This window comes from Arthrobacter sp. GW460-12-1-14-TSB2 (genome assembly GCF_059423525.1).
This window is the reverse complement of sequence record NZ_JBWKYC010000001.1, coordinates 219689-231651: the sequence shown is the minus strand read 5'-3', so window position 1 is coordinate 231651 and position 11963 is coordinate 219689. Positions and strand designations below refer to the sequence as shown.

Genomic DNA, 11963 nt, shown 5'->3' with positions numbered 1-11963 from the left:
CACCGGAACTGCGGCACCGGTGATCCGGCTTGCGCCATGATTCAATAGCTTGGTGTCGAATGAGAACCTGCAACGCGATGAAGCGGCTAATCGCTCAGCCCTGATCACCACCCATAGCTACGACGTTTCGCTCGACGTCCGCACGGCGCTGGATCCGGAGGTTACCGGCTACACCAGCCGCAGCGTTATCAACTTCTCCGCCCGGGAACCCGGCGGCTCCACATTCCTGGACTTCATCAGCAGCGACGTGCACAGCGTGTTCCTGAACGGGAAGGGGCTGGCCGTCGCCGACGTCGTGGACGGATCCCGTATCCGGCTCGACAACCTGCGGGCCGAAAACCAGGTCACCGTCACCGGGACCGCGCTGTACAGCACATCAGGGGAAGGCATGCACCGCTTCTTCGACCCCGCCGACGGCCAGTGCTACCTCTACACGCAGTACGAGCCGGCTGATGCCCGGCGGGTGTTCGCCAACTTTGAACAGCCCGACCTCAAGGCGGAGTTCACGTTCCATGTGATGGCTCCCTCCGACTGGCAGGTCGCTTCGAACGGCGCCGAGGCAAACCGCACGCAGCTGACCAGCGATCCCGCAACGAGCCGCTGGGACTTCGCACCGACGCGGCGAATGTCCACCTACATCACTACGGTGCTGGCAGGGCCTTACTTCAAGGCTGAGGACCACTGGAGCGGAACCCTGGAGGACGGCACTGCGCTGGAAATCCCGCTGGCGCTCTACTGCCGCAATTCCATGGCAGGATCCTTCGATACCGGGCACCTGTTCCAGCTCACCAAGCAGGGTCTCGGATTCTTCAACAACCTCTTCGACTACCCCTACCCCTGGGGCAAGTACGACCAGGCGTTCGTGCCCGAATACAACCTCGGTGCCATGGAGAACCCCGGGCTGGTCACCTTCACCGAAAACTATGTCTTTACGTCCCGGGCCGCCGATTCCCAGTACCAGGCACGCGCCAACACCCTGATGCACGAAATGGCACACATGTGGTTCGGCGACCTCGTAACCATGCAGTGGTGGAACGATCTCTGGCTCAAAGAGTCCTTCGCCGACTACATGGGCACCCTGGGCGTGGACCGCGCCACGGACTGGGACACGGCCTGGGTGAACTTCGCCAATAACCGCAAGGCGTGGGCCTACGTCCAGGACCAGCTGCCCACCACCCACCCGATCGTGGCCGACATTCCCGACCTCGAGGCGGCCAAGCAGAACTTCGACGGCATCACCTACGCCAAGGGCGCGTCCGTGCTGAAGCAGCTGGTGGCCTACGTCGGCTTTGAGGCGTTCATCGCCGGCTCGCGCCGGTATTTCCGGGACCACGAGTACGGCAACACCACCCTGGCGGACCTGCTGGCCGCGCTTGGCGAGGCGTCCGGCCGGGACCTCGCAGCATGGGCCCGCCAGTGGCTGCAGACTTCAGGGATCTCCACCGTCACGGCAGAAATCGAAGAGCACGACGGCGTGCTGGGCAGGGTGTCCCTCGTCCAGGAGGCAGTGGACCCGGTCACCGGACAGCAGGAACTGCGGCCGCACCGTCTACGGGTCGGGCTGTACGATTTCGACGCCGACGGGTTGCTGGTCCGCACGGACAGCGTGGAGACCGACCTGACCGGCCAGAGCACGGTGGTCCCGGAACTGGCGGGCAAGCCTGTGCCCGCCCTCCTCCTGGTCAACGACGACGACCTCAGCTATGTGAAGGTCCGCTTCGATCCCCGATCGGAAGCCACCGCGCGGACGTCCCTCGGTGCCCTGCAGGACCCGATGGCGCGGGCGCTCTGCTGGACAGCGCTCTGGGATGCAGCCCGCGACGGTATGGCACCGGCGGACAGCTACGTTGCGGCCGTGGAGAAATTCGGCGCCGCTGAAAACGGAATCGGCGTCCTGCTCAACGTGTTGGGCAACGCTTCGACCGCCGTCGACCGCTATGTCCCGGTTTCCGTGCGGGACTCGGTTCGCAACCGCTTCCTGGACGTGGCTGCCCGGGAACTTGGCGCAGCCCGGCCGGGTTCGGACCACCAGCTTGCCTGGGCAAGGACCCTCGCCGCCACGAGCAGGCAGTCAGCAGGCCGGTTGGACCTCGTGAGGGGGATCCTGGACGGCACAACCGTCGTCGAGGGCCTTGCCGTGGACCCGGAGCTCCGCTGGAGCCTGTGGCATGCCCTGGCGGCCAACGGACAGGCAACGGAAGCTGAACTGGACGCCGAACTTTCCCGTGACACCACGGCTTCGGGCCGCGCGGGCCACGCCACGGCGCTGGCCGCCCGCCCCGAGGCGGCCGTCAAAGCCGCAGCCTGGGATGCCGCCGTCAAAGGCAGCACTCTCTCCAACCAGCTGCTCAGCGCCACGATTGCCGGTTTCAACACGGCACCGGACGGCCTGCTGGACCCGTTTGTGGAACCGTACTTCGAGTGCCTGGAGAACGTCTGGGCGGAGCGCAGCATCGAGATCGCCAGCCGGATTGTCCGGGGGCTCTATCCGGCGGGCCAGGATTTGGACGGCAGCAGTCCGGACACCCACGCCGTGATCGTCCGGACGGACGACTGGCTGGCCGGGCACCCGGAGGCTCCACGGGCGCTTCGCCGCATCGTCATCGAGCAGCGGAGCCACCTGCACCGTTCCCTCACAGCACAGGCTCGCGGACGGGGCTAAGGCACCCGGTGCAGCCATTCCGAGGTGCCGAATTTCGCCGCCACGCGATCACGGGCGGCGGCCAGTTCTCCGTCAGTCAGGACTGATGGTGTGGCCCCGTAGCGGCCGCTGAACACATCGATCATGGCCTCAACAATTTCCGTTCGGGCCAGGCCGGTCTGGCGGCGCAGCGGATCGACGCGCTTTTTGGCACTGGCGGTGCCTTTGTCCGAGAGTTTTTCCTTGCCGATCCGGAGGACCTCCACCATTTTGTCGGCGTCGATGTCGTAGCTCATGGTGACGTGGTGCAGCATGCCGCCGTTGGCCAGGCGCTTCTGGGCGGCACCGCCGATCTTCCCCTGCTCCGTGGCAATGTCGTTGAGGGGGACGTAGAAGGCACTGATGCCCAGTTTCTCCAGTGCAGCCATGACCCAGGCGTCCAGGAAAGCGTAGGAGTCGGCGAAGCTGATGCCGTCCACAAGGGTCTGGGGCAGGTACAGCGAGTAGGTGATGCAGTTGCCCGCTTCCATGAACATGGCTCCCCCGCCGCTGATCCGCCGGACCACGCTGATGCCGTGGCGTGCCACGCCGTCGGGATGGACCTCGTTGCGGACCGACTGGAAACTGCCGATCACAACGGACGGTTCCTCCCAGTCCCAGAACCGGAGGGTCGGGTTACGGCGCCCTGCCCCCACTTCCTCGGTGAGCACTTCGTCCAGGGCAACGTTGATGTGCGTCGGCAGGACCGAGGGCGCGATGACATTCCAGTGGTGGTCTGCCCAGCCGGTCGCCTTCGCGAGGGCCCTGCGGACAGCGATCGACACGGCGTCGGCCGAAAAGCCGAAGAGCACGGCGTCTTCGGGGAGGCCGGCGGCCACGGCGGCGGAGATGTCCGCGGCTGCAGTTGTTTCCGATAACCCAGTCAGGGCGCGGTTAATGTCCAGCAGCGCTTCATCGGGTTCCAGGAAGAAGTCACCGCTGACGGAAACGTGCGCGAGGCGGCCCCCGACGACGTCGAAATCCACCACAACGAGCTTGCCGCCCGGGACCTTGTACTCACCGTGGCGCCGGCCGCCGTCGTCCGTGCCGTCCGCCGGACCGGTCTCAAAAGGAGGGAATGTCATGCATCCCATCCTGCCCCACCAACGCAAAAGCCCGCATCTTCCGGAATTCCGAAAGATGCGGGCTTTTCCAACTGCCTTGGGGAGAAGTTATTACTTCTTGCCGCCGAAGCCCTTGAAGCGAGCGTTGAAGCGCTCGACGCGGCCTGCGGAGTCCATGATGCGCTGCTTGCCCGTGTAGAACGGGTGGGACTCGGAGGAGATTTCGACGTCGATGACCGGGTAGGTGTTTCCGTCTTCCCATTCGATGGTCTTCTTGGAAGACACAGTCGACTTGGTCAGGAACTTGACGCCGGAAGCCAGGTCGTTGAAAACAACAGCTTCGTACTTCGGGTGAGTATTAGACTTCATAATTGGACCTTCGTTCGCACAACTGGATTTTGCCAGCTGCCAGGTATGAATGGGATGAGGGTGCGGGGCAACGGTGGTTGCTAAAAGCCATGCAAACACCGGGTGTCCGGACCAACACTCAATCCTAGCCTAAACACGGTTTCGGCACGAATCAGAGGGGCGCGAACCGGGCAGTCCGGCGGGCGGGGTCAGCCCTTCGGGCGGAGTTCCCAGAAAGCGACGGCGGAGGCCGCCGCGACGTTGAGCGAATCGACTCCCGCCCGCATGGGAATCTTGACGGCGAGGTCCACGGCGGCGAGCGTCTCCGGGCTCATGCCTGCTCCTTCGGTGCCCAGCACTAGCGCGAGCTTGTCCGGGTTGCGGGCGGCCAGTTCGTCGAGGTCCACGGCGTCTCCCGTGAGTTCCATGGCCGCCACCGTGAAACCCTGCTCCCGGAGGACGCTAAGATCGCCCGGCCACGACTCCAGGCGCGCCCACGGAACCTGGAACACGGTACCCATGCTCACGCGGACACTGCGCCGGTAAAGGGGGTCCCCGCACCGTGGCGAGACCAGCACGGCGTCCACGCCCAAGGCGGCCGCCGACCTGAAGATGGCGCCGACGTTGGTGTGGTCCACGATGTCTTCGAGGACCGCCACCCGGCGTGCACCGGCCAGGAGTTCGGGCAGCGGCACAGGTTCCGGGCGGTGCATGGCCGCCATGGCGCCGCGATGCAGGTGGAATCCGGTGATGTCTTCCAGCAGCGCGGCGCTGCCGACAAACACCGGGACGTCCGGAAACTGGGCAAAGACGTCGGTCAGGTCCTCGAGCCACTTCTCGGCAAGGAAAAAGGAGCGCGGCCGGTGACCTGCAGCCAGGGCGCGCCGGAGCACGCGCGATGATTCCGCGATGTACATGCCTTCTGCGGGTTCCCGGACCTTGCGCAAGTGGACGTCCGTCAGCCGGGTGTAGTCGGACACCCGGGGATCATCAGCGGATTCGAGGTAGTGGAAAGTCACTGGAAGTCATTTCATCGGGACGGGTGATGCATCGGGTCAAGTGATGGTCATTTGAACAGGTTCGCGATCATGAACCCCAGGGCGACGAGGCCCAGCGCGAAGATGACGCCGCGCAGAACGGGCGGGGAAAGCCTCCGGCCCACCTTGGAACCGACGATCCCGCCGATCAGGGAGCTCACCGCGATAATGGCCACAACCGGCCAGTTGATGCGCCCGAATGCGAACAGCAAATAGGACGCCGCCGCCACGATGTTCACCCCGAGGACGAGGATGTTCTTCATGGCGTTGGCGTTCTGGATGGTTCCGGTCATAAACACGCCCAAGATGCCGACCAGGAGGATGCCCTGCGCGGCCACGAAGTAGCCACCGTAGACACCGGCCAGATACACCAGCACGATCAGGAGCACGCCGTGGCGCTTGTCGTTGATCGCGTGCTCGGGGTTTGCCTCCCGGTTGCGCACCCACTGCTGGAGCCGGGGCTGGAAGACTACCATCAGCAGGGCGAGCACAATCAGGGCGGGTGCGGCGTAGTGGAAGACTTTCTCCGGCAGATGCAGCAGCAGCCAGGCCCCGCTGATGCCGCCCAGCAGGGATGCCGGCAACAGCCGAAGCAATTGCCTGCCGCGTCCCGCGAGTTCTTTCCGGTATCCCCAGGCGCCGGCGGCGTTCCCCGCCACCAGCCCCATGGCATTGCTAATGGAGGCGGTTACCGGGGTAATGCCCAGGGCAATGAGAACGGGGAAGGTGACCAGGGTACCTGAACCTACAACACTGTTGATGGTTCCGGCCCACAGCCCCGCGAAGAAGATGAAGACGCCGTTGAGTAACTCCACGCTTGGAAGGCCGCCGGGTCAGCGGCGTGCGGTGGCGGCGTAGCGTCCCGCGTTGACCGTGACGTCGAGCGGCAAGCCAAAGGTCTCGCTGAGGTGCTCGGAGGTCAGGACTTCGGCAATGGGACCGGCCGCCACAACGCTGGCATCGCGCATCAGCATCGCGTGGGTGAAGCCCGGCGGAACTTCCTCGAGGTGGTGTGTCACCAGGACAATCGCCGGGGCAGCCTCGTCGCGTGCCAGTTCACTGAGGCGGTGCACCAGGTCCTCGCGGCCGCCGAGGTCCAGCCCTGCCGCGGGCTCGTCCAGGAGAAGCAGTTCCGGGTCAGTCATCAGGGCACGGGCAATCTGGACCCGCTTCCTTTCGCCTTCGGACAGGGACGCGAACGCACGGTTCAGGAGCGGACCCATCCCCCACTCGTTCAGCAGCCGGAACGCACGGCGTTCGTCGTCCTTCTCGTAGCCTTCGCGCCAGCGTCCGGTCACTCCGTAGGCAGCCGTGACCACTACGTTGAGTACTTTCTCCTGCTCGGGAATCTGGTTGGCAAGGGCAGCCGAGGACAGGCCGATGCGGGGCCGGAGTTCAAAAACGTCAACAGCCCCCAGCATCTCTTCCAGGATGCCGGCCATCCCGCTTGTGGGGTGGAGCCGTGCCGCCGCAATCTGGAGCAGAGTGGTCTTGCCCGCGCCGTTGGGTCCGAGGATTACCCAGCGTTCGCCTTCTTTGACCTGCCAGTCCACTTTGTTGAGGAGCGTTTTGGCTCCGCGGACAACGCTGACAGCAGCCATTTCAAGAACATCACTCATAGGAGTAGACACTAGGACAAAACACGGCGCGACTGATAACTGATACACCACGCGCGGGGCCTGCAACAGGGCGGGACGAAACGAATTCGGGTGCCGCGAGTGCGCTGGCTAAGATTGCAGCCATGAGTTCGAACGTGACTGCGGTCAGCTACGGCGTCAAATTGTCCCCTCCGGAACTGGAACACCTCCGTTCCCTGCTGACCGGGGCAGGCGCTTCCTTCTCCGCAGAATCCCGCGGCGGTGACCACCGCTTTGAGGCGTACACAGTGGACTTCTCCGTGGAATCCGGCACCGCTGCCGAGATCGCCGCGCTCCGCCATGCCGTGGCTTCCGCCGGCTTCACCGCGATGGACACGGCCATTGTCCCGGCCGCCCTCCGGGAGGCACCCCGCAAGTTCCTCATCATGGATGTTGATTCCACGCTGATCCAGCAGGAGGTCATCGAGCTGCTGGCCGCCTACGCCGGGAAGAAGGAGGAAGTCACTGCGGTCACCGAAGCGGCCATGCGCGGCGAGCTCGACTTCGCCCAGAGCCTGCATGCCCGGGTGGCGGTCCTCGCCGGGCTGCCGGCCGACGTCGTCGATTCCGTACGGGCCGAGGTGAAACTCAGTGATGGCGCAGCGGAACTTGTGGCAGCGTTCAAAGCGGCAGGTCACGCCGTGGCAGTCGTTTCGGGCGGCTTCAACCAGATCCTGCAGCCCATCGCGGAGGACCTCGGGATGGATCACTGGATCGCCAATGAGCTGGAAATTGTCGACGGCGCGCTGACGGGCAAAGTGCTCGGCGCGGTGATCGACCGTGCGGCGAAGGAGAAGTACCTCCGCGAGTGGGCTGCCGCCGAGGGCATCCCCATGGAACACACCATCGCCGTGGGCGACGGCGCCAACGACCTGGACATGCTTGGTGCCGCCGGAATCGGCGTGGCCTTCAACGCCAAACCCGCGGTGCGCGCAGTCGCGGACGCAGTAGTCAACATGCCCTACCTGGACGCCGTGCGACACATCGCCGGGGTCTGAGGCATTAGCTGCTTGAGGCATTAACCGCGAGATGGCACGCCGCGGCAATGTTCCTGGGAACAATTGCCGCTACGTGCCATCTGGGCGGGCTGGGCGCTTAGGGTCCTAGCCGGCCTGGCCGGTGCTCTTGCCGAAGTAATCGGCACCGCCGGCGTATTCGGTGTGGCCTGTTTCGACGTCGGCAGTCACCATCTTGGCGATTTCCGCGGCGAACTCGGCGACGGAATACAGCTTGCCGGCCTCGGCCCGGCGGGCCTCGATGGCGCCCGGGTTGGAGCGGTCAAGCAGCGTGGCGGTCACGGTTCCTTCGATCATGTCGCCGGAAACCACCACGAAGGAAATGCCCTTGTCGGCAAGGTTTGGGATGAGGGCGCGCAGGGCATCCTCGCCGGCCCGCTTGCTGCGTGCTACCGGCTCGTACTCCGGCATGGTGGGGACCGAATCGATGAAGTGGGCCTGGTGGCTGGTGACAAACACCACGCGGGAGCCTTCCCGCATCAGCGGCACGGCGGCGTTGAGCATGTTGACCTGGGCATCCCGGTTCAGCTTCAGGGCGTAGCCCTCTTCCATGCCCGATTCCATGCCGCCGGAGGCGTTGAGAACCAGGACATCGAGCGTGCCGAAGTTTTCCATGGCGGCGCTGGCCAGTGCCTGGACGCCTTCCTGCGTGGTCAGGTCGGCGCCGACCGCCGCGGCACGGCCGCCGGCGGCCTCGATTTCGGCCACAACCTTGTTGGCACGCGGTGCCTTCTGACGATAGTTCACCACGACGGCGGCACCTTCGGCAGCGAGGAGCTTGGCAACATCAGCGCCGATCCCCCTCGACGAACCGGTCACAATGGCAGTCTTGTTGTCCAGCAATCCCATTCGAGCTCCTTTGTTCCAAACGTCCAAAATCTGTCGGTCTGCCATCCATCATGCCAGCGGACGGGAAGAATCCAGTTGTTCAACGTCAACAAAGAAGCGGACCGGGGATAGTTGCGGCGCCGCGCATGCCATTGCTGGGCCCCGGCGGGCCGGCGTAGGCTCGCCGCCATGAAAGCCAGGGACCTCCCGTCAGAAGTCGCGCCATGATGACCCGCGGTGCCGCCGAGGAGTCCACCCCGGAGGAGGTCTTCCGCGGTTCCCCGCTGGGCCTGGAGTTACTGCGGCAGGTGGAGGGCATCCTGGCCGCGTACCCGCCGTCGACCATGAACGCCACCAAAAGCCAGGTGGCGTTCCGCGGACACCGCGGATTTGCCTACATGTGGTGGCCGGCCAGGTACATCAGGTCGGACGTGCCCGCAGTTCTGTCGATAGCTTTGCCGCGACGCATCGATTCGGCCCGGTTCAAGGAAGTGATCAGCCCGGCCCCCGGCGTGTGGATGCATCACCTGGAGCTGCGCTCCCGGGCCGACCTCGACGACGAAGTGGCGGGCTGGCTTGGCGAAGCACGCAGGGAAGCGGGCTGAACCCCGCTCCTGCCGTTGGTGCGGCCAGCTTTAGCCAAGGGTCTGGAGAAATAGGGCATATTTTAGTTTCTTAATTACTCCCCCGGGGCTGTACAGTTTCGGAGTTAGGTAAGCCTAAATCACCTAGGAAATCCATGGTCCTCATCCACAGCCGGCGCACTGGCGCATATCCGGCCGACGCCGACGTTCTTGCCTCCCTGAGTATTCAACCCGACGTTGCGCGGGTGCCCTTCGCTGCTGATCTAGCCAGCCGAGGTGAACGGCCGGCGATCGTTACGGCAGAGCTCGTCCTCACTTACCAGGAGCTCGCAGAACGCGTCGAGGCTTTGCGGCTCCGGCTGGGAACCGCGCGGCGGCTCGTGGCCCTTACTGCCGGCAACGACGTTGCCTCCGTCGTCGGGTACCTCGCGGCGTTGGCGGGCGGCCATCCGCTGATCCTTCTCCCGGAAGACAAACCTGCTGCCTTCGACTCGCTCGTGGCCGCCTACGACCCCGACGTCATCCTGAGATCCGGAGCCGACGGACAGAACCTGCTGGAAGAGCGACGGGAAGTAACCCGGCACCAGTTGCACCCCGACCTCGCGCTGCTGTTGAGCACGTCGGGCTCCACGGGATCCCCTAAACTGGTCCGGCTTTCCCACGCCAACCTCCAATCCAACGCCGAGTCCATTGCCGACTACCTCGGCATCGGAGAGGACGACCGTGCGATAACAACGCTGCCCATGTCCTACTGCTACGGACTGTCCGTGATCAACAGCTACCTGCTGCGCGGAGCCAGCCTTGTCCTGACTGACCTTTCTGTTGTGGACACCTGCTTCTGGGAGCTGTTCCGTCGGCATCGCGTCACATCGTTCGCTGCGGTCCCTTACACTTTCGAACTCCTCGACCGCGTGGGGTTCGCCGACATGGAATTGCCCAGCCTCCGCTACATCACGCAGGCAGGCGGCAGGCTGGCGCCCGATATGGTGGCATGCTACGCCGAACACGGCCGGCGGCGCGGGTGGGACCTCTTCGTGATGTATGGGCAGACGGAGGCCACCGCCCGGATGGCTTACCTTCCTCCACGCCTGGCGGCCAGCCGCCCCGGCGCAATCGGATTTCCCGTCCCGGGCGGCACCTTCCGCATCGACCCCGTTCCCGGGCTGGAGGACGGCGAACTTGTCTACACCGGCCCGAATGTGATGCTCGGGTACGCGCAGAGCCCTGAGGATCTCGCGCTGGGCCGGACCGTCCGCGAGCTCCGCACCGGCGATCTGGCCAGAACGGATTCCTCGGGCCTGTACGAGGTTGTCGGCCGGCGCAGCCGGTTCGTGAAGATCGTCGGGCTCCGCGTCGACCTCGGGCAGGTCGAACGCATCCTTGCGGACCTCGGCATGGAAGCTGCCTGTGCCGGCACGGACGAAGGACTCGTCGTCGCTGTCAAAGGCTCCAACGATCTGCAACTCGTGGCCAAGGTCCTGGCACAGGGCATAGGCCTGCCGCGGGCGGCGCTGGAAGTCTACGGCGTGCCGGAGATTCCGCGCCTGGCTTCGGGCAAGGTGGACTATCAGGGAATCCTGGCCCTCCCGCAGCACAACCGCGTGCCAGTGGAGCCGTCAATTGCCTCCGTCGAGGATACCGGCACCGGGCGGGACAGCGTCAGGAAAATCTTCGAAGCCACACTCGAGCGGACGGACGTGACCGACGGCGACACGTTCGTCTCACTTGGTGGAGACTCACTGTCCTACGTGGCGGCGTCTGTGCGACTCGAACAGATGCTCGGGCACCTTCCGCCTGACTGGCATGTGACACCAGTCCGGGATTTGGAACCGCAGGCCCGGACTCCGCATCATCCCGCACGAAGGCGCTGGTTCGCCCCGACTGATACGAGCATTGTGCTCCGTGCGGTTGCGATCATTCTGATCACCGGTACGCATGTCGGACTGTTCAGCTGGCCGGGTATGGCACACGTGCTGATGGCCGTCGCGGGATTCAATTTTGCCCGCTTCCAGTTGACCGGAGATCGCGTTCCCCGATTGAAGCGGCAACTCGGGAGCCTCTCCCGCGTGGTGATCCCCAGCATGGCCTTCATCACGGTTGCTTACCTGTTGACAGACCGCTATAGCCTGGCAAATATCGTCCTGCTCAACGCAGTCATCGGGCCTGAGGAAGTAACCACCCAATGGCATTTCTGGTTTGTCGAAGTCCTCGTATATGTGCTGCTGGGGATGACGGCGCTGCTCGCCATCCCCTGGGTCGACAAAGCGGAAAGGCGTTTTCCGCTTCTCTTTCCGCTTACCCTCCTGGCGGCAGGGCTCACAACCCGCTACGACCTGGTCGATCCCGGAGTCCCGCACACGGCGCCGGCCTTGTGGCTCTTCGCCCTGGGATGGGCCGTGGCCCGATCCAGGACCTGGGCCCACCGCTGCACGGCGTCGGCTATCGCGGTACTCAGCATTCCCGGATTCTTCGACAACCCGGTCCGGGAAATGACCCTCCTCGCCGGAATCCTCGTGCTGATGTGGCTGCCCAGCATCCCCGTACCGCGCGGACTTCAACGGCTCACCGGTCTGCTGGCAAGCTCCTCGCTGTATATCTACCTCGTCCATTGGCTGGTCTATCCGCCAATTTCAGAAGTTAGCCAGGCACTGGCAGTGGCCGCCTCGCTCTGCGCAGGTGTGGCTTACTGGTCTGTATGCAGCCACATACCCCGGCTGCTGAGACGTGCGATCGGCTACGGTCGCCGTCAGCCCGGTTACACCCATTAGG

10 protein-coding genes are annotated in these 11963 nt (G+C 64.6%); 4 read left to right on the top strand and 6 right to left on the bottom strand.

Features of this window, described 5'->3' with window-relative positions; translation table 11 throughout:
* Window positions 1–52 precede the first annotated feature (52 nt).
* On the top strand, window positions 53–2662 hold the full coding sequence (gene pepN, locus AC07YR_RS01095; RefSeq protein ID WP_494732815.1) for an aminopeptidase N: 2610 nt from the start codon (window positions 53–55) through the stop codon (window positions 2660–2662).
* Here the strand turns inward: pepN and lplAB are convergent.
* The 5 genes from lplAB to AC07YR_RS01070 form a co-directional block, all read right to left on the bottom strand.
* Window positions 2659–3765, bottom strand: coding sequence for a lipoate-protein ligase LplAB (gene lplAB / locus AC07YR_RS01090; RefSeq protein WP_494732814.1), 1107 nt, complete (start codon window positions 3763–3765; stop codon window positions 2659–2661). The two genes, pepN and lplAB, sit on opposite strands and share 4 nt — an antisense overlap.
* A 90-nt stretch (window positions 3766–3855) precedes the next feature.
* The gene (locus tag AC07YR_RS01085) at window positions 3856–4113 is read right to left on the bottom strand and encodes a type B 50S ribosomal protein L31 (protein WP_011691973.1); all 258 of its coding nucleotides are present in this window, start codon (window positions 4111–4113) and stop codon (window positions 3856–3858) included.
* A gap of 188 nt (window positions 4114–4301) precedes the next feature.
* Window positions 4302–5111, bottom strand: coding sequence for a TrmH family RNA methyltransferase (locus AC07YR_RS01080; RefSeq protein WP_436057662.1), 810 nt, complete (start codon window positions 5109–5111; stop codon window positions 4302–4304).
* A gap of 47 nt (window positions 5112–5158) precedes the next feature.
* Entirely contained in the window at window positions 5159–5944 is a 786-nt protein-coding gene (locus tag AC07YR_RS01075; protein WP_055805819.1) for a sulfite exporter TauE/SafE family protein, read from the bottom strand.
* An 18-nt stretch (window positions 5945–5962) separates the two neighbouring features.
* On the bottom strand, window positions 5963–6748 hold the full coding sequence (locus AC07YR_RS01070) for an ABC transporter ATP-binding protein (protein WP_055805822.1): 786 nt from the start codon (window positions 6746–6748) through the stop codon (window positions 5963–5965).
* 122 nt (window positions 6749–6870) lie between these two features.
* On the opposite strand from AC07YR_RS01070, the gene serB reads away from it, so the two are divergent.
* Complete coding sequence (gene serB / locus AC07YR_RS01065) at window positions 6871–7764, top strand: phosphoserine phosphatase SerB (protein WP_494732813.1); 894 nt, start codon at window positions 6871–6873, stop codon at window positions 7762–7764.
* Between the two features lie 105 nt (window positions 7765–7869).
* Here the strand turns inward: serB and AC07YR_RS01060 are convergent, their stop codons facing one another.
* A complete protein-coding gene (locus AC07YR_RS01060) occupies window positions 7870–8631 on the bottom strand; it encodes an SDR family oxidoreductase (RefSeq protein ID WP_055805828.1) in 762 nt (253 codons plus the stop codon).
* Between the two features lie 203 nt (window positions 8632–8834).
* Here AC07YR_RS01060 and AC07YR_RS01055 point away from each other — a divergent pair, with 203 nt between their 5' ends.
* Together AC07YR_RS01055 and AC07YR_RS01050 are read left to right on the top strand one after the other, a co-directional pair.
* A complete protein-coding gene (locus AC07YR_RS01055; RefSeq protein WP_436057660.1) occupies window positions 8835–9215 on the top strand; it encodes a DUF5655 domain-containing protein in 381 nt (126 codons plus the stop codon).
* Between the two features lie 134 nt (window positions 9216–9349).
* Window positions 9350–11962, top strand: a complete 2613-nt coding sequence (locus AC07YR_RS01050) for an AMP-binding protein (RefSeq protein WP_494732812.1) — start codon at window positions 9350–9352, stop codon at window positions 11960–11962.
* The last annotated feature ends 1 nt before the right edge of the window (window position 11963 follow it).